Origin of the sequence: Klebsiella sp. DY2415 (assembly GCF_026314315.1) — a bacterium.
Classification (GTDB): domain Bacteria; phylum Pseudomonadota; class Gammaproteobacteria; order Enterobacterales; family Enterobacteriaceae; genus Klebsiella; species Klebsiella ornithinolytica.
The window spans coordinates 4,305,372-4,323,621 of the sequence record NZ_CP111115.1; the positions used below are offsets into that span (position 1 = coordinate 4,305,372).

Consider the following 18,250-nt stretch of genomic DNA (forward strand, 5'->3'; position numbering starts at 1 on the left):
GCTTCCCTTACGCCATGTCATCGTTTTTGAAGGATTTTGTGGCGCGGAACTGCCACAGTGCCAGGCCGACGACAAATATCGACAGCAGGATAGTAATGGTCGCCGCAATGGCATATTGCGAAGACGACATCGTCAGTTTGTAGATCCACGACACCAGAATGTCCGTCCCGCCGGCGTTCGAACCGGCGACCGCTGGACCGCCGTTGTTGAACAGGTAAATGATGTTGAAGTTGTTAAAGTTGAAGGTGTACTGGGTGATAATGATCGGCGCGATCGAGTACAGCACCAGCGGTAACGTAATGGTCCGCAGGCGGGTAAAGGCGCTGGCGCCGTCCATGGTCGCAGCTTCATAAAGATCGTCAGGAATCGCCTGCAGCACGCCGGTGGTCATGGCAAAGACAAACGGAAAACCCAGCCAGGTTTGCATCATGATCAGCGCGGTCTTCGTCCAGAACGGATCGGTCAGCCACGCCTTCGGGCCAATGCCAAAGAACGACAGAATCGCGTTGTTGATCACCCCAAACGAGTCGTTAAACATCCCCGCAAACACCAGGATCGTGACAAACCCCGGAACCGCCCACGGCAGGATAAAAATAGTGCGAATCATCGGTTTAAAGCGCAGATCTTTCTGGTTCACGAGGATTGCCAGCAGCACACCGACGGTGCATTGCAGAGTCGTTGCCAGCAGCGTCCACACCACCGTCCACTGCAGCACGTCAAAGAAGGTCGAGCGCCAGATAGAGAGCGTGAAAATATTGATAAAGTTTTTAAAACCCACCCAATCCACCAGCTTCGCCGGCGGCGTGTGGTAGAGGTTGTAGTTAGTGAACGCGATGGCAAAGCCAAAAAGAATCGGGAAGATGACAACGAACACCAGCAAAATAAAGCCGGGGCTGATCATCAGATAGGGAAACCCCTGGTTCAACAGCATCTGATACTGTTTGCGCACGCTGTTCAGCGCCACGCCTTCATCGCGCTTTCTGCCGTTAACCCAGGCGTCGCGCAACGAAAGAGAGTAAATGAGCAGGCCAAAAGCGACGATCAGCACGCTGATGATCCCTTCCGCCAACAGGAAAATGGAGTTATCCCTCGGGACTTCCTCGCCCAGGGTGTAGAGCCCCCACAGGCCTTCCTGCAGGAAGTCATAAAAAACCCCCATGAAACTGCTCAACAGGACCAGGAAGACAAGCCCCTTCAGCCACTGGCGATGATAAAACTGGCCAAAACCCGGCACGACAGCCAGCAGCAGGCCGCACCACGCATGACGTCCTGCGCCGCGCGACTCGGCAATATTTTCGCTGGGATTGATAATCACACACCACTCCTTCTGAAAACGGGAGGTCCTCCTCCCGCTTCTTTACATCTATGCCCTGATAATCCGGGTAACAGGTCAGCGGCCAACGCGCCTGTCACCTTAAAATGACGGACATCACGATTACTGGTTGCTGGCCTGCATAGCCTCGATCTGCATCTTGATCTGTTTCTCGGCATTATCGAGCGCCGCCTGCGGCGGCTGTTTGCCGGTCAGGCTGAGCTCCAGCGCCGCGTTCGCCGGCCCCCACACTTCGCCCATTTCCGGGATACCCGGCATCGCCGTGGCGCGAGCAGATTGCACCGCCACCGCGCTGGCTTTCTCGTCATTCTTGATAAGCGGATCGTCAATCATTGCTTTCAGCGCCGGGATCTCGCCGGTTGCCACATAGCGCGCCTTCACGTACTGAGGCTGGTTGATAAACTCAATAAACTGCTGCGCCAGCGCTTTGTCTTTGCTCCAGGTCGACACCACGTACCCTTTTACGCCAAGGAACGAGCTCATCGGTTTGCCGTCTGGCAGCATCGGCAGCGGCGCAACGCCGTAGTTAATCCCCGCCGCTTCGTACGGCTGGAACGCCCATGGACCGTTGATCACCGCCGCCGCTTTCTTCTCCGTGAATAACGAGTCGATAGCATTCAGCCCGTTATCTCCGAGGATCCCCGCCGGGAAGACCTTGTCGCTATAGAATTTTTTCAGGAAGGTAACGGCTTCGACCGCGCCGGGTTTATTCAAACCGACGTCCTGCGGATTAAAACCGCCCTTCTCGTTTTTGCCGAAGATATAGCCGCCCATCGGGCCAATCGCCCCCCAGCTGTAATAGATCTGATCGAACTTGGCCAGCAGGCCATATTTGTTCTGCGCCCGCTGCGCTTTCGAATAGTCAAACCACGCCTGCAGGCTATCCAGCGGTTTGTCGATCAGCTCTTTGTTGTAAATCAGCACCAGGGTTTCCACCGCTTTCGGCACGCCATACAGCACGTTATCCAGCCGGAAGGCATTAATTGACGCCGGGGTGAATACCTCCTGCTTCGCCTGATCCAGCGTCAGCGGCGACAGCAGCCCCTGCACAACCGCCCCCCCGAGCTGGTCATTCGGGATCACCAGCACATCCGGGCCAATCCCGGCCGGACCATCAAGGCGCAGCTTTTCCAGCTGCTGTGCATAAGGCATCTCCTGCACGTTGACCTTAACGTCGTACTGTTTTTCAAAATCGCCGATCGCGGCTTTAATCCCGTCGGATTTCTTGATGTCTTCCCAGACGTTCAGCTGACCGGCGGCGTGCGCCTGCAGGCTGACAAGCTGCCCGGCAGCCAGAGTCGTGAGGATAAGTGCAGCAAGGATGTTCTTTTTCATTATCAACCTCATGTGAAGGTATAACAATTTATTGGTTTTTATTTGATGAATTCATTTATCGCTGTGTTTGAATCAACTGATAAATGGCGACTTACAACGCTAAATCCAGATTTTCCTGATTTGTTATACGCTACGCTTTGAAGGCGTATAAAACTACACCAGACTACCAGTTGTGTGATCGTGATTGCAGAAATGAAACATCGATGTAGGGCTCAAAAATACTGGAAGTTATAGTCATCCCATGATTTCAGCGCTGTTGAGCATTGTTCAGCCTGGTTGTTACACGTAATACAAAAAACCACTGCAACCCTAATCCCAACGGCAAATAACGATTACTAACCCCGGGGAATGTTGATGTCCAATATACGACTGAGGAATGTCACCAAACGGTTTGGTACTACCGTGACGCTGCACCAGGTCAATCTTGATATCGAAGACGGTGAATTTGCGGTCTTTGTCGGGCCATCCGGCTGCGGGAAATCGACCCTGCTGCGGATGATCGCCGGACTTGAGGAGGTCAGCGATGGCGAGGTGCTGATCGGTGATGAGGTGATGAATGATGTGGTGCCCGCCCACCGCGGGGTGGCCATGGTTTTCCAGTCCTATGCGCTCTATCCGCACATGACGGTGGCGGAAAATATGGGCTATGGCCTGAAAGTCAATAAAGTGCCAAAGGACGAGATTCGTCGTCAGGTCGAAATGGTGGCTAAAACGCTACAGCTGACCCATCTGCTGGACCGCAAACCGAAACAGCTCTCCGGCGGCCAGCGCCAGCGTGTGGCAATCGGCCGCGCCATCGTACGTAACCCGCGGGTGTTTATGTTTGATGAACCGCTCTCGAACCTGGATGCGGAGCTGCGCGTCGAGATGCGTCTGCACATCGCCAAACTGCACCATGAGCTAAAAACCACGATGGTGTATGTCACCCACGATCAGGTGGAAGCGATGACCCTGGCCGATAAAATCGTGGTGATGAACTACGGGAAAGTCGAGCAGATGGGGTCGCCGATGGCGCTGTACTACAACCCGGTCAACCGGTTCGTCGCCGGTTTTATCGGCTCACCGAAAATGAACTTCCTGCCCGCCACGGTCAGCGCCTGGCAGCCGGGGCAGCTCACCGTACAGATGGCGCAGCATCATAGCCTGACGCTGAATATCACCACCTCGCCGCTGCAACCCGGTGATGCGGTGACGCTGGGGATTCGCCCGGAACACCTGTCGACCGACGTTCGCAGCGGCACGGTCGTGGAGTTTCAATGTGAAGTGGTTGAACGCCTGGGGAACAACACCTACCTGTTCGGCCAGTGCTATGGACATGACAACGTAAAAATTCTGCTGCCCGGCGATGTTCACTTCCGCCCGTGGCAGAAAATCGACGTCGCCTTCGACGACCGCTTCTGTATGGTTTTCGATGAAAACGATCTGCGGATCAGCGCCGATATTACTGCGCCGGATGCTCATTAAAAAACATCTGGCTGTCATGATTACGCGGTAAACTGAACCCGGATGCTGATAACGCAAGCTATCGGCATCCAGCTCCAGCCCTCGTTTTAATTCGCACCGCTCATTGCCTCGACCGCTGCGGATCATCCACTGTTAGCCCGATATCCGCGCCATGTCGTGATTCGGGCATTTTTTAAATCCAATAATAATTGTCGCTCGTCTGCGACCTTTCTCCGCTATCGGATATACTCATCAAAACCCCAATAACATAAGGACATGCGCATGACGACCAGGAATCTGGTGAGTCTGGTGACCGGGGTATTGATACTCGCCGTTATTGTACCGATTGCCTTAAGCATCTGGCTGGCGACCAGCCAGGCAACAATACTGTTTTATTCCGAACTGGATAACTACTCTTCCCGCGTGCTGATGCGCATTCAGCAGGTGGCGAGCCAGGCAAGAGAAGCGCTGCAGGAAGCCGATGCCCACAGCGCTGCCGCCTGCAGCCCACAGCATCTGCTCGCGATGCGCCGAATCGCCTATACCCATCGCTATGTGCAGGAGGTACTGTGGCTCAAAGGTTCGGTACCGCAATGTTCTTCTCTTGAAGATCGCAGTACCCCGGTCTCCTTTCCAGCCCCCGACCACCTCACCACCGACGGCTATCGGGCCTGGCTCACTACGGTCAACGATCTCGGTCTGAAGCACAAAATGACGGCGTTAGGCAGTCAGAATCATGTCGTGATGATCGATCCCGCCTCATTTATCGATATCATCTCGCCCGGCCATGAAAATATTCACGCCATTCTGTTTGGCATGAAAGAAAAGCAGGTCATTACCAGCAGCGAACCTCTCGACCCGGTGGTCTGGGAGCAAATCAAGCACCTGGATGGCCAGACGCTCACCGTCGATAACACGGTTTATCGCCTCCATCGTATTCCTGAACTGGGGCTGGCTATCGCCACCTGGTCATCCACGCTACCGCTGCAGGAAAAATTCCGCCATCAGCTGGTGCTGTGGCTTCCCCTCGGCCTGTTTATCAGTCTGCTGACCTCATTTTTGCTACTGCGACTGCGCCGCACCTTACGCTCGCCGCGCTATGGGATGCTGGATGCGCTGCACTCCGACGCGATTCGGGTCCATTACCAGCCCATCGTCTCGCTGAAAGATGGCAAAATCGTCGGCGCCGAGGCCCTGGCGCGCTGGCAGCAGCCCGACGGCAGCTTTTTATCGCCGGATATTTTTATTCCGCTTGCCGAAGAGACCGGGCTCATTACCCATTTAACCGAAGATATTGTGCGGAAAATTTTCGCCGAACTCGGCCGGTGGCTGCACATGCATCCGGAACTCCACATTTCGATTAATCTGTCGGTCGACGATCTGCGCTCGCCTACCCTGCCAGCCCTTCTGGCCGATCTGTTGCGGCAGTGGGAGATCGCGCCGGCGCAAATTACGCTTGAGCTGACGGAGCGCGGTTTCGTCGATCCCGAGACCACTCTGCCGGTGATCGCCCGCTATCGTCAGGTGGGGCACAGTATTTCAATCGATGATTTCGGGACCGGCTATTCCAGCCTCAGCTACCTGCAAAAACTGGATGTCGATATCCTGAAAATTGACAAATCCTTCGTCGATACCCTCGAATATAAGCCGCTGACGCCGCATATCATCAAAATGGCAAAAGCGCTCCATCTGGCCACCATTGCCGAAGGCGTCGAAACAGCAGAACAGCGCGACTGGCTGTGTCAGCACGATGTGCTCTACGCCCAGGGCTGGCTATACAGCCCGGCCTTGCCGAAAGAGCAGTTTATTCTGTGGGCGGAAAATAACCTTAAAGCGCATTGCGCTACGCTTAAGGTAAATCCATGAAGGGAGACGTCCCAGATGCAAAAATATCCCTGGCCTTTACACGATGTGCGCCACTGGCTGGAACCCGGCGCCGTCGTCTTAATCAGCAGCCGCTGGCAGGATCGAAATAATATCATGACCCTTGGCTGGTATACGGTGCTGGAGTTTTCCCCCTCGCTGGTAGGTTGCATGATTTCCGCCGGCAATATCAGTTTCGACATGATTCGCCGCAGCGGGGAGTGCGTTATCAACCTGCCAGATGCCGCAATGGCGGAGACGGTCGCCAGAATCGGGAACTGTGACGGTGACGCGGTGGACAAGTTTGCCGCCTTCCGGCTCACCGCGGAAGCCAGTGAACAGGTCTCCGCGCCGTCCATTGCCGAATGCCACGCCAGCTTTGAATGCCGGATCTTCGACGATGCGCTGGTGGACAGCTATAACTTCTTTATTTTTGAAGTGGTGGCGGCACGCGTAAAACCGCAGCCCAGGTGGCCGCAGACCCTGCACTATAGCGGCGGCGGTCTGTTTCGTATCGACGGCGAGGTGCGCGATTATCGCCATCTGTTTACCAAAGTATCCTGACCCCGCCCCTGCCGTCCCCTTGCACAGGAAAGGGACGGCGGGACAGATTATTCATCCAGTAATGGCAGGAAGCCGCCGAAAATCATTCGTTTACCATCAAACGGCATGCTATCGCCGAATGCTTTCATCCTTGGGTCGGCCATCATGGTGGCATTCGCCGCGTCGCGCACCTCTTTTGACGGATATTCTATCCAGCTGAACACGACCTCTTCGTCGCTCTCGGCTTTCACCGCCATGCGAAAATCGGTGAGCTTACCGTCCGGCACATCGTCCGCCCAGCACTCCACCACCCGTAGCGCACCAAACTCTTTAAACAGCGGCGCGGCCTTTGCTGCCAGCTCGCGATAGGCCTCCTTATTTTTCGCGGGCACGGCAACGACAAAACCATCAACGTACTTCATGAGTATGATCTCCGAAGTGAACAGCGCGACCGGCGAACCCGGCCGCATCTGTAAGGCTAAGTTTAGCCCTCATCCCTGGTCACGGGATAAAATCAGGAGACGACCTCACCGGTAGCGTTGACCGCTTTGCGCACCGTCGGCTGGCGAAACCAGGGTAAACACAGCTGGATGAGCGGCCCAATCGTCAGCGCATAAAGCACGGTGCCGACGCCAACGGTACCGCCCAGCGCCCAGCCGATCGCCAGGACCGATAGCTCAATGACGGTGCGGATCCCCCGCAAAGACCATCCGGTACGGGCATGCAAACCGGTCATCAGCCCGTCACGCGGTCCGGGGCCAAAACCGGCGCCAATATACATCCCCGTGGCCAGAGCATTCAGCACGATAGCGCCGATCAGCATCAGACCGCGCAACACCAGCGACTCCATCGGCGGCAGAACGGCCAGCGTGGCGTTTGCCGCCAGCCCCAGCACGATCACATTGCTGACCGTTCCCAGACCCGGCATTTGACGCAGCGGGATCCACAACAGCAGTACCGCAGCCCCGGTCAGAATAATCACCGTGCCAAAATCGAGGCCAAACTGCTTACCCACGCCAAGATGAAAAACATCCCACGGATCGGCACCCAGATTGGCATGAACAAACAACGCGGTCGACACGCCGTACAGAACAAGACCGATATAGAGCTGCACTAATCGACGTAACATTTTTTATTTTACCTCTGGATGATTGCGGACCTCGCCATCATCAGCAAAAATGGATTGATAATTAATGGCCAGTTTTTTAAAAGTGGATCGCTATGGTTTCTCGTCGCTTCGGTACGCAATCGCTGGTACGCCTGCTGGGCCACTGGCAAGAGTCTTCGACCCGAACGCCGCTCTGGCGCCAGCTGGCGGACGCCCTGCGTCTGCTGATTCTCGATGGTCGCCTGACGCTGGAGACGCGCCTCCCGGGCGAACGGGAGCTGGCCGCGGCCCTGAACGTCAGCCGCACCACCATCGCCAGCGCGCTCGGCCAGCTGCGTGAAGAGGGATATCTTTACAGTCGTCAGGGAAGCGGTTCGCGTATCGCGCTGCCGGAACGAGCGGACACGGTGACAAAAGTGGACTTCCGTCCCTCATCGGTCAATCTGGCCACCGCCGCTCTGAGCGCCGGACCTGAGATTCACCAGGCCTATCATCAGGCCCTGACAATGCTGCCGCAGCATCTGTCCAATACCGGTTACGATCAGCACGGTCTGCCGGTATTGCGGGAGGCGATAGCCCGCCGCTACTGCGAACGAGGTCTTCCAACCCGCAGCGAGGAAGTGATGATTGTGAACGGCGCACTGAGCGCATTTTCGCTGGTGCTTCGCCTGCTAACCGGACCAGGCGACCGGGTGGTGATTGATGCGCCATCCTATCCCATGGCGATCAGCGCCATTCAGGGCGCCTCCTGCCGGCCGGTCGGCGTCGCCCTGCCGCAGCACGGCTGGGACTGCGACGGACTGGCGGCAACCATTGCGCAAACCGCGCCGCGGCTGGCATGGCTGATGCCTGATTTTCATAACCCGACCGGTCGCTGTATGGATAGCGCCACCCGTCAGCGGGTGGCCGATATGGCGGCACAAACGCGTACGACGCTGGTGGTCGATGAGACAATGGTGGACTTATGGTACAACGCTCCGCCGCCGCCGCCGCTGGCGACCTTCAATCCCGAGGCGCCGGTGATCACGATTGGCTCGGCCGGAAAAAGTTTCTGGGGGGGATTGCGTATCGGCTGGATCCGCGCCTCCTCACGTACCATTGCCTCGTTAGTTCAGGCCCGGGATTCACTCGACCTGGGCACCCCGCTGCTTGAACAGCTGGCCTGCAGCTGGCTGCTCGAAAACGATCGCACCTGGTTCCCGGCGCGTCGAGCAATGTTGGCCGCGCGCCGCGATATGTGTGGCGCGCTCATGACGGAATACTTTCCCCGCTGGCGCTTCACATCGCCTGAAGGCGGACTGTCGTTTTGGGTAGAATTACCGGGCATGCTGGCGACGATCTTCTCAGCAAGAGCGGAGAGTCTTGGGATTCATATTGGTACCGGGACACGCTTCGGTCTGGCTGGCGCCTTTGACCGCTACTTGCGTTTACCTTTCACCCTCGACGATGAGGAGTTGCGCAATGCGTTTACAACCCTGCAGCCAGTGTGGGCGGGTCTGACGCAACAGAGTGAAAATACGCGAATGCGTAAAATAATATAATAAAATATCGACGGGCTGGGTTCAGCCCGTCAAAAGTCATCATCCATGACGCATATGAGATGTTTTTTATAAATTGCACTTCATGATGTCATTGCTATATGTCAGCCCGATGACATCAATGAATAAATTTCATTAATGCTGGCGTGGGATAGGAAAGCTTTTTAACGAGATAATAAAACCATCTTCATCTTTTTTTATTTTCGCCCCGGTATCACACCAGTCGGAGGCAATGCGAAAGAACTCATCACTACCGATATTCCAGTTGAGGCGAACATGCTTAACATATCCTGAACGTAACAAGTCGCAGGCTTCGCTATAGTTGCTGGCTGTAGAGAGTTGTTGTTTCATTTTTTCTTCTTCAGAATTTTTCTTAATGCTTTGATTTCTTTAGGGGTTAATGGAGAAGCTTCCTCTTCGGTATGCTGGCTATCGATATCCTCTTCCGAAACCCCCGCCTCACCTGCTGAATCTGCTATTTGAAATGCCAGCAGCAGCAGTTTCTCCGTTGCAGTACCCAGATTCTCGTTATTTACTTCCGCATAATGACGCAGCTTTTCTTTTAACTCCGCATCAATTTTTACGTTCAAAACTACTGTAGTCATCGTCATGCTTCCCGTGCAATAAATTTATCATAATTAATACACGAAGTTAACAAACTGATCCAGACATATATTTTCAGCTGCCGATCGGGTAATAAATTCCCAGAGATAATCTGCCAGTTATTTGTGACATGAAAATGACATTAATATTTCATTATTATTTCAAATTTATGACATATGTTTTTAAAGCATAAACCGAGGGGGTTTTTAGAGGCGGTACTGGCAGGCACGATGATCCGCAAACTTTCCGCTACTTCTCGTGCTGGCACGATTCGGGAGCACAATAATCAGGGAAAAACAGTCCAACATGCAGAGTGCGAAAGCGGGTCTTTTTGCTGTACGCTGGAGCATGGGAAAAACAAGGAAAGAGACAGGGATCCCCAGAATTGGGTGGGGGCCCTGCCAGCTACATCCCGGCACACACGTCGTCTGCTCTGGCTGCTTCCTTCCGGATCTGACCTGGTAAACAGAGTAGCGTTGCGGGAGAACCAACAGAGCCCCCATTGAGAGCGTCGTTATCCAACGCGCAGCCGCATTATCCCTACTGGACCAACGAATTGCAAGCTCACCCCAACCGGATGCTGGTTTATTGTGCAGCGACGGGCGAAAAGCTTGTCTAACCCTGGCGAGACCGGCAACGCGACGTTGCCCCGGCTGAGATGCTCTATTCCACGGTCGGCGTCCTGCGGCGTAGTGATTTGCGCAGACGGCCCTTCGAAGCCCGCGGCCGCCTCGTCTGCCCGATTCTCTCACAGCAGCGCGCTTCTCTGCGGGCCACGCTGATTATCAATCCTCGTTCCCGGTACCTGAAATTTTTCGAAAGCTTGATAGCCATCGGTTCGCACGGCAACGTGCACGGGATGTCGATTTCTGGCCTCGCGCTCGATTTCACTATCGTCAGCCCCGTACAGCCCCACGCTGTACAGCCACTCAGTCAGCGCTTATTCTGAGCCTTTCCCGGTTTACAGGACGCACGATGGATTCTCACGACACTTTTCCCCGGCGGGTCTGGCAAATTGTGGCCTCAATTCCGGAAGGTTACGTCGCCACCTATGGCGATATCGCACGGCTGGCGGGTTCACCCCGTGCGGCGCGCCAGGTTGGCGGGGTCCTCAAGCGCCTGCCTGAAGGCTCCACGCTTCCCTGGCACCGGGTGGTCAACCGCCACGGCGACATTTCCCTTACTGGCCCGGATCTGCAGCGCCAGCGCCAGGCGCTGCTGGCTGAAGGTGTCCAGGTGTCCGGCAGCGGCCATATCGATCTGCAGCACTATCGCTGGATTTACTGAAGGTAAAAAAATGCCCCTCGGCAGGGGCATAGATGGCTTACTGCGCGGCAGGAGCATCGCTGCTGGCGACCGGTACGGCCGTCTGCTGTACCGGCACCAGAATCAGGTCGGCCCGGTTCCCTCCCCCATTCACCACCGTCTGCACGGTATCGGTGATAAACATCATCTGACCGTTAACCGTAATGGCTGAGCTCAGCAAAATGCGGGCATTCGGTTTAATATCCGCCGGGTTGTAAGGCAGGACAAAGTTATACGGCGGCTGCTGACCTTCGGTACGAACCGTTTTCTGCGCCAGGACATGCGCCGGCGCATCGGCCAGTGACGCATCCGATAAGGTGACAGTCAGTACCGCATCCGGCGGTAGGGCGACTCTCTGCCGGATCGAGATAGTCCCTGATACATTAGGCTGCTGCTGCGAAGAAGTCAGTGACGCAATGCCATATGGATCGGGGGCAGCCGCGTTATTGGCCGTCGTGGCGCCGTGATTATTCGCGCAGGCGGTCAACGCGGTTGCAACGGCTAAAGCACTTAACATATAGGCAAATTTCATTATGTTCTCCTTTTCATCCCTTTACTTGCAGGAGTATGTCCTGCCGACTGGCGAGCAGTAACATTGGCATCGTGGATAAGTGTGGCACAGATCTCAGTTCTCTTCCTGCAAATGGCCCTTTATTCAGATTATTACACCCATCGGACCACTTGCGATTCCAGGTTATACTTGGCCTCAATACGCGCTGCGCAAGGCAGTTATCATTGATTGAGGGTAAATATGAGTCAGGCACTAACCAATCTGCTGGCATTATTGAATCTGGAAAAAATTGAAGAAGGGTTATTCCGCGGGCAGAGTGAAGATCTGGGTTTACGTCAGGTTTTTGGCGGCCAGGTCGTCGGTCAGGCGCTGTACGCGGCGAAAGAAACCGTGCCTGCCGAGCGTCTGATCCATTCATTCCACAGCTATTTCCTGCGCCCTGGCGATAGCCAGAAACCGATTATTTATGACGTCGAAGTGCTGCGCGATGGTAACAGCTTCAGCGCCCGTCGGGTCGCGGCCATTCAAAACGGGAAACCCATTTTTTATATGACCGCCTCTTTCCAGGCGCCAGAACCCGGCTATGAGCACCAGAAATCGATGCCGGCCGCCCCTGCGCCGGATGGTCTGCCTTCCGAAACCGACATCGCGCGCAAGCTGGCACACCTGCTGCCGCCGCAGGCCAGAGATAAGTTCCTCAGCGACAAACCGCTGGAAATCCGCCCGGTTGAGTTTCACAACCCGCTGAAGGGCCACGTTGCGGAGCCAACCCGTCAGGTGTGGATCCGCGCTAACGGCGCGGTGCCGGAGGATATTCGTATCCATCAATATCTGCTGGGCTACGCTTCCGATTTCAATTTCCTGCCGGTGGCGCTCCAGCCGCACGGCGTCGGGTTCCTGGAGCCGGGGATGCAGGTAGCGACGATCGACCACTCAATGTGGTTCCATCGCCCGTTCAACATTAACGACTGGCTGCTGTACAGCGTTGAGAGCACTTCTGCGTCCAGCGCCCGGGGCTTCGTTCGCGGTGAGTTTTATACTCAGGATGGCACGCTTGTGGCATCAACGGTGCAGGAAGGGGTCATGCGTAACCGTAACGCGTAAGATGTCATGGGCGAGGGATAACGCCTGATGCTATCCCTCATGACGAAAAAAAGCCTCCCGACGGGAGGCTTTGCTGCTACTGGAGATGACTCAATTTATCAGGCGTTGTAGGCGTTTTCGCCGTGGCTGTTGACATCCAGACCTTCGCGTTCCTGCTCTTCCGGAACACGCAGACCTACGGTCATATCCGCCACTTTATAACCGATGAAGGCCACAATGCCGGACCAGACGATAGTGATGCCGATACTTTCCAGCTGTACCAGCAGCTGATGGCCCATGGTAACGCCTTCCGCATAGCCGACGCCGCCCAGAGAGGTTGCGGCAAAGATACCGGTCAGGATACAGCCCACGATACCGCAGACACCGTGTACGCCGAACACATCGCACGGGTCATCAACACGCAACCAGCGTTTCAGAACCGTTACCCCCCACAGACCCGCCAGGCCGGAGGCGAGACCCACAATCAGTGAGCCGCCTACACCGATGTAACCACATGCCGGGGTAACGCCAACCAGACCAGCAATCGCCCCGGAACAGGCACCTAACAGAGAAGGTTTACCGCGGGTCGCCCATTCGCCGAAGGTCCAGGCCAGAATAGCCGCAGCGGTCGCCACAACGGTGTTGACGAAAGCCAGCGCGGCAATTTCGTTCGCCGCACTCGCGGAACCGGCGTTAAAGCCAAACCAGCCAACATACAGGATTGCCGTCCCGGTGAAGACCATCGGCAGGTTATGCGGTTTGAACGCTTCTTTGCCAAAGCCAACGCGTTTGCCCATCATATAGGCGCCCACCAGACCGGCAACGGCGGCGTTGATATGCACTACGGTACCACCGGCGAAATCCAGCGCGCCGTGCGTCGCCAGCAGACCACCGCCCCATACCATGTGTGCAATCGGCACATAGGAGAGCGTCATCCAGACGACGACGAAAATCAGCACCGCGGAGAAGCGAATACGTTCAGCCAGCGCGCCCACGATCAGGCCAACGGTGATGCAGGCGAAGGAGCCCTGGAAAGCGACGTGGATGTACTGATAGAAGGTCCCCATCAGCGCTTTCAGCTCAATGTTTTTCAATAATACCCAGTCGAAGCTGCCGAAGAAGCTGCCGCCGGTACCAAACGCCAGGGTGTAGCCATAAACCACCCACAGCACGCATACCAGCCCAAAGGTGACGATGACCTGGGTCAGCATAGAGAGCACGTTTTTACCGCGAATCAGGCCACCATAGAACAGCGCAATGCCCGGAATGGTCATAAACAGCACCAGCGCGGTGCAAATCATCATAAAGGCGTTGTCGGCTTTATCTGCCACCGCCGGTGCGGCCATCGCCAGCCCCGGAAGCAGTGCCAGCGAACCCAGACCCGTTTTCATTGTTGCTATTTTCATTTTCTCGATCCCCATCACTGTGTGGTCTGGACGTTACAGTGCCGCTTCGTCGGCTTCGCCGGTGCGGATGCGAATAACGCGTTGCAACTCGGCGACGAAAATTTTGCCATCGCCAATTTTTCCGGTGTAGGCCGCTTTACTAATCACATCAACGACCTCATCAAGCTGATCGTCGGCAATCGCGACATCAATCTTCACCTTTGGCAAAAAATTGACGCTGTATTCGGCACCACGGTACAGCTCGGCGTGGCCTTTCTGACGGCCAAACCCTTTTACCTCAGTGACCGTCAGGCCCTGAATGCCGATGGAAGATAACGCTTCACGCACATCTTCCAGTTTGAATGGTTTGATTACCACGGTAACCAGCTTCATAAGTCCCCTCCGCTCTGAATTCGTAATGGCAGCAGCTAACACACAGGGAATAAAGCAAGGGCTATGCCAGAAATGAAAAAGGGCCGCATAGCGGCCCTTTTAACGAAGAAAACAGCACAACAGTGGCAGAAGGTAGCGGAAAAACGCCGACCACAGCCAAAAACGCACCATTTCAGTGCATCAGGCGTTGCATTTTTGCACCATGCTAAACCGCGCCAGCACAGGTGCTTGCTTATAGTGCATCAGGCGATCAGCGACTCTTCCTGCGCGCTGGCAGCCAGCTCTTCGCCGGCCAGCTGCAGCTGATACATTTGCCAGTAGCGCCCTTTTGCTGCCAGCAACTGCTGATGATTGCCACGCTCAACCGCCTGCCCACGGTGGAGCACCAGAATGGTGTCGGCCTCAACAATCGTCGACAGACGATGTGCAATCACCACCAGCGTGGTGTGCTGACGAACTTTAGCCAACGCTTGCTGAATCGCCTGTTCGGTGCCGGAATCGATATTCGCCGTCGCTTCATCGAGAATCAAAATCTGCGGGGTATCCACCAGCACCCGCGCCAGCGCCAGCAGCTGCTTCTGTCCCACCGACAGATTATTCCCCTGCTCGCCCAGCTGCGTATAAATCCCCTCGCTCATTCCGCGCGCCAGTTCTGCCAGCTGCACCGACTCCAGCGCCTCCCAGACCTGCGCCTCGCTGATATCGCGACCGAGCGTGACGTTGGCATAAAAGGTATCCGCCAGCACCACCGGATCCTGCTGCACCATGGCAACGCCCTGGCGCAACGCGCTGTGGCTCAGTGAAGCGAGCGGGCGACCGTCGATACGAATTTCCCCTTTGCTCAGCGGGTAGTAGCCCATCATCAGACTGGCCAGGGTGCTTTTACCGCTGCCGGTGTGCCCCACCAGCGCCACAAAACCACGGGACGGAATATCCAGGTTAATGTCCTGCAGCACCAGACGATCGCCACGATAAGCAAAAGAGAGATTCTCAATTGACACGGTGCCGCTGCGCAGCGGCGCACTGTCCTGGCCCCACGCCTGACGCGGGCGATCCATCAGTTCGAAGACGCGCTCGCCGGCGACGACCGCCTGCTGAAGCATCGACTGCTGGGTTGTTAGCTCGATCAGCGGCTCATTCAGGCGCCCCAGGTAGCTGATAAAGGCGTACAGCACCCCGACTTCAATTGTGCCGGCCGAGCTGAATCCAAACAGCATCAGCAGCCCGCAGAGCACCAGCGTTGAGAACAGGCTCAGCAGCGGACGCAGCAGGAAACCATCGAGGCGCAGCGTTTGCATCCGCGCCAGATAGTGCGCATAGCTGGCTTCGCGCATCCGCTCGCCAAAACGCGCCTGCTGGCGGAACTGCTGGATCACACCCATCCCGTTGATGACTTCATTAAAGCCGTCGTTGATATCGGCCAGCCAGGCCCGTACCCGACGCACGATCGGCGTGCTGTAGCGTTGATAAATCATCATCACGATCAACACCGCCGGGAAAATAGTCAGCGCCACCAGCGCCATGCGCCAGTCAAGGCTGAACATCGCCACCAGCATTGCGCCTATCAGCGCCGCGCTACGCAGCACCGTCGCCACCACCGTGACGTACAGATCGCGGATCACTTCCGTGTCGTTGGTGACGCGGGAGATCAGTTGCCCGACCGGCTGGGTATCAAATTCGCTCAGCGGCTGGCGCAGCGCGGCATCCATCACATCACTGCGCAGCTGCTGCACCACGCCAACGGCGGCGCGGTTAAACAGCAGCGACTGGTTATAGTGCAGGGTCGCCGCAAGGATCTGCAGGCCGAGGTAGGCCGCGGCAAGACCGCAGACCAGCTTCAGCGGCACCGAGTTCTTCGCCACCATATTATCGATAAAGTAGCTGATCAGCAGCGGACCACTGACCTCGGCGGCCGCGGCAATCCACATCATCACCACCGCGATAATCAGCGGTTTACGCCACGGGGAACCGTAGGCCAGCAGGCGTTTTAACGTCGGCCAGAGCTCGGAAAAACTACGCATCAGCGGCCTCCTCGTGATCCTGCGGCGCATCGTCCAGCGCCGCTTCCAGCTGTTGATAGCGATACATATCGCGATACCAGCCGGGCTGCGCCACCAGTCCATCGTGACGACCGCGCTGGACAATATGCCCGTGTTGCATCACCAGAATCTCGCTGGCCTCAGTCAGTGCCGACAGGCGATGGGCGCTGATAATAACCGTTCGCCCCTCCCCCCACTGCCGCAGATTATGCAATATCTGATGCTCGGTCCGGCCATCCACCGCCGACAGCGCATCGTCAAGAATCAGAATCTCGGCTTCCAGCAACAGCGCGCGGGCGATGGAAATGCGCTGTTTTTGCCCGCCGGACAGCATCACGCCGCGTTCGCCGACTTCCGTTTCATATCCCTGCGGCAGGCGCAGAATATCGTCGTGCACGCTGGCCAGCCGCGCAACATGCTCAATTTGCTCCGGCGTTGCATCGGGCCTGCCGAGCGCGATGTTGTTGGCGACGGTGTCGGAAAACAGAAACGGCGTCTGGTTCACTACCGCCAGCCGGGCGCGCCAGCTATCGAGTTGCAGCCGCGTCAGCGGAATATCATGGAAGCGAATATCCCCTTGCGTGACGTCAAAGTGGCGCTGAATCAGCGCCAGAATCGTGCTTTTCCCTGCGCCGGTTGGCCCGCAAATGCCCAGCATTTGCCCAGGCTGGAGCACGAAGTTGACCTTCTCCAGCGAGGCCTTATTCGCCTGCGGATAGATAAATTCGCGTACGGCGACGCTCAGCGCACCGCGCCCTTCCGGGGCCAGCTCATGACCATCGTTGACGGTCGGCGCCTCCTCGAGCATCGTGCGGATCCGACTGTAGGCCGCGCTGCCGCGTTCCACGATGTTAAACATCCATGCCAGCGCCAGCATCGGCCAAATCATCAAACCGAGATACATCACAAAGCTGGTTAGCTGGCCGAGGGTCATACTGCCCTGCAGCACCATCCAGCTCCCGCCGCCGATCGCCAGCAGGTTAGCCGTGCCAATCGCGATATAGATAGTCGGATCAAAGCGCGCATCAATCCGCGCCACGCGCATGTTTTTCCTGCCGGTATCCGCCGCATCGGCAGCAAACTGCGCCGATTGCCGGTCCTCCAGGCCAAAGGCCTTAATCATGCGGATGCTGGTCAGGCTCTCCTGAGTACGATCGTTGAGGCTGGAGAATGCCGCCTGCGCGACGCGGAAGCGTTCATGGAGCGCATCACCGTTACGCTTGATAACCAGGGCCATCACCGGCATCGGCAGCAGCGCCAGCAGGGTGAGCTGCCAGCTGATTTGCGTCGACATCACGATCAATACCGCACAGCCCATCACCATCGAGTCCACCAGCGTCAGCACCCCTTCCCCCGCAGCAAAAACCACCCGATCAACATCGTTGGTGGCGCGCGCGATCAGGTCGCCGGTGCGGTGGCGCAGATAAAAAGCCGGATGCTGACGGCTGAGCTGACGGTAAAAGTCCTCCCGTAGCTCCACGGCCAGCTGATAAGAGGCACCAAAAAGCAGCACGCGCCAGACGTAGCGCAGCAGATAGACCATCACCGCGATCAGGACCAACGCGCCGATCCACATCCACACCTTCTCCGCGGTGTAATGTTGTCTGGTGACGCCGTCAACCACGATTCCCACCACCTTTGGCGGAATCAGCTGTAAAACGGCGATAATGGCCAGCAGGGCAATAGCACCGAGATAACGGCGCCACTCCCGGCGGAAGTACCAGCTAAGTTGAGCAAATAATCGCAAGCAGTTAAATCCTGAGTGTAT

At 56.4% G+C, this 18,250-nt stretch carries 18 protein-coding genes and 1 other RNA gene; 7 read left to right on the plus strand and 12 right to left on the minus strand.

The window, feature by feature from the left end; translation table 11 throughout:
* Nucleotides 1-7: 7 nt before the first annotated feature.
* Both OQV00_RS20500 and OQV00_RS20505 read right to left on the minus strand, forming a co-directional pair.
* On the minus strand, nucleotides 8-1,315 hold the full coding sequence (locus OQV00_RS20500) for a carbohydrate ABC transporter permease (protein ID WP_004858770.1): 1,308 nt from the start codon (nucleotides 1,313-1,315) through the stop codon (nucleotides 8-10).
* 120 nt (nucleotides 1,316-1,435) lie between these two features.
* Nucleotides 1,436-2,668, minus strand: a complete 1,233-nt coding sequence (locus OQV00_RS20505) for an extracellular solute-binding protein (RefSeq protein ID WP_015585019.1) — start codon at nucleotides 2,666-2,668, stop codon at nucleotides 1,436-1,438.
* A 354-nt stretch (nucleotides 2,669-3,022) separates the two neighbouring features.
* Between OQV00_RS20505 and OQV00_RS20510 the strand changes: the two genes are divergently transcribed.
* The 3 genes from OQV00_RS20510 (at nucleotide 3,023) to OQV00_RS20520 (ending at nucleotide 6,538) form a co-directional block, all read left to right on the plus strand.
* Entirely contained in the window at nucleotides 3,023-4,132 is a 1,110-nt protein-coding gene (locus OQV00_RS20510; protein WP_004858768.1) for an ABC transporter ATP-binding protein, read from the plus strand.
* A 261-nt stretch (nucleotides 4,133-4,393) separates the two neighbouring features.
* On the plus strand, nucleotides 4,394-5,977 hold the full coding sequence (locus tag OQV00_RS20515) for an EAL domain-containing protein (protein ID WP_064367774.1): 1,584 nt from the start codon (nucleotides 4,394-4,396) through the stop codon (nucleotides 5,975-5,977).
* 15 nt (nucleotides 5,978-5,992) lie between these two features.
* Nucleotides 5,993-6,538, plus strand: a complete 546-nt coding sequence (locus OQV00_RS20520; protein ID WP_266279347.1) for a flavin reductase family protein — start codon at nucleotides 5,993-5,995, stop codon at nucleotides 6,536-6,538.
* Nucleotides 6,539-6,585: 47 nt separating this feature from the next.
* Here the strand turns inward: OQV00_RS20520 and OQV00_RS20525 are convergent, their stop codons facing one another.
* Nucleotides 6,586-6,939: a DUF1428 domain-containing protein gene (locus OQV00_RS20525; protein ID WP_004858763.1), complete on the minus strand. Its 354-nt coding sequence runs from the start codon at nucleotides 6,937-6,939 to the stop codon at nucleotides 6,586-6,588.
* A 92-nt stretch (nucleotides 6,940-7,031) separates the two neighbouring features.
* Nucleotides 7,032-7,646 carry a membrane protein YczE gene (gene yczE / locus OQV00_RS20530; protein ID WP_004858761.1) on the minus strand — a complete coding sequence of 205 codons (615 nt, stop codon included), beginning with the start codon at nucleotides 7,644-7,646 and terminating at the stop codon, nucleotides 7,032-7,034.
* A 92-nt stretch (nucleotides 7,647-7,738) separates the two neighbouring features.
* On the opposite strand from yczE, the gene yczR reads away from it, so the two are divergent.
* Complete coding sequence (gene yczR / locus OQV00_RS20535) at nucleotides 7,739-9,166, plus strand: MocR-like transcription factor YczR (protein ID WP_266279349.1); 1,428 nt, start codon at nucleotides 7,739-7,741, stop codon at nucleotides 9,164-9,166.
* A gap of 132 nt (nucleotides 9,167-9,298) precedes the next feature.
* Here the strand turns inward: yczR and OQV00_RS20540 are convergent, their stop codons facing one another.
* The 3 genes from OQV00_RS20540 to ffs form a co-directional block, all read right to left on the minus strand.
* The gene (locus OQV00_RS20540; protein ID WP_004858752.1) at nucleotides 9,299-9,514 is read right to left on the minus strand and encodes a hypothetical protein; all 216 of its coding nucleotides are present in this window, start codon (nucleotides 9,512-9,514) and stop codon (nucleotides 9,299-9,301) included.
* Nucleotides 9,511-9,768, minus strand: a complete 258-nt coding sequence (locus tag OQV00_RS20545) for a hypothetical protein (RefSeq protein WP_015585023.1) — start codon at nucleotides 9,766-9,768, stop codon at nucleotides 9,511-9,513. Before OQV00_RS20545 ends, OQV00_RS20540 begins: the two co-directional genes overlap by 4 nt.
* Nucleotides 9,769-10,162: 394 nt before the next feature.
* An RNA gene (gene ffs, locus OQV00_RS20550) (signal recognition particle sRNA small type) lies at nucleotides 10,163-10,259 on the minus strand.
* Between the two features lie 165 nt (nucleotides 10,260-10,424).
* Between ffs and OQV00_RS20555 the strand changes: the two genes are divergently transcribed.
* Nucleotides 10,425-10,715: a dTDP-glucose pyrophosphorylase gene (locus OQV00_RS20555; protein ID WP_152308882.1), complete on the plus strand. Its 291-nt coding sequence runs from the start codon at nucleotides 10,425-10,427 to the stop codon at nucleotides 10,713-10,715.
* 26 nt (nucleotides 10,716-10,741) lie between these two features.
* A complete protein-coding gene (locus tag OQV00_RS20560; RefSeq protein ID WP_004858749.1) occupies nucleotides 10,742-11,053 on the plus strand; it encodes an MGMT family protein in 312 nt (103 codons plus the stop codon).
* Nucleotides 11,054-11,090: 37 nt separating this feature from the next.
* Here the strand turns inward: OQV00_RS20560 and OQV00_RS20565 are convergent, their stop codons facing one another.
* Nucleotides 11,091-11,603: a YbaY family lipoprotein gene (locus tag OQV00_RS20565; RefSeq protein ID WP_004858747.1), complete on the minus strand. Its 513-nt coding sequence runs from the start codon at nucleotides 11,601-11,603 to the stop codon at nucleotides 11,091-11,093.
* Between the two features lie 219 nt (nucleotides 11,604-11,822).
* Between OQV00_RS20565 and tesB the strand changes: the two genes are divergently transcribed.
* Complete coding sequence (tesB, locus tag OQV00_RS20570; protein WP_004858746.1) at nucleotides 11,823-12,686, plus strand: acyl-CoA thioesterase II; 864 nt, start codon at nucleotides 11,823-11,825, stop codon at nucleotides 12,684-12,686.
* Between the two features lie 98 nt (nucleotides 12,687-12,784).
* Here tesB and amtB read toward each other — a convergent pair whose 3' ends face one another.
* The 4 genes from amtB to OQV00_RS20590 form a co-directional block, all read right to left on the minus strand.
* The gene (gene amtB / locus OQV00_RS20575; RefSeq protein ID WP_004858745.1) at nucleotides 12,785-14,071 is read right to left on the minus strand and encodes an ammonium transporter AmtB; all 1,287 of its coding nucleotides are present in this window, start codon (nucleotides 14,069-14,071) and stop codon (nucleotides 12,785-12,787) included.
* A 33-nt stretch (nucleotides 14,072-14,104) separates the two neighbouring features.
* On the minus strand, nucleotides 14,105-14,443 hold the full coding sequence (gene glnK, locus OQV00_RS20580; protein ID WP_004858743.1) for a P-II family nitrogen regulator: 339 nt from the start codon (nucleotides 14,441-14,443) through the stop codon (nucleotides 14,105-14,107).
* Nucleotides 14,444-14,685: 242 nt separating this feature from the next.
* Nucleotides 14,686-16,464 (minus strand): SmdB family multidrug efflux ABC transporter permease/ATP-binding protein, encoded by a 1,779-nt coding sequence (locus OQV00_RS20585; RefSeq protein ID WP_004858742.1) that lies wholly within the window; start codon nucleotides 16,462-16,464, stop codon nucleotides 14,686-14,688.
* Nucleotides 16,457-18,229, minus strand: coding sequence for a SmdA family multidrug ABC transporter permease/ATP-binding protein (locus OQV00_RS20590; protein WP_004858741.1), 1,773 nt, complete (start codon nucleotides 18,227-18,229; stop codon nucleotides 16,457-16,459). The genes OQV00_RS20585 and OQV00_RS20590 overlap by 8 nt, the downstream gene beginning before the upstream one ends.
* Between the last annotated feature and the right edge of the window lie 21 nt (nucleotides 18,230-18,250).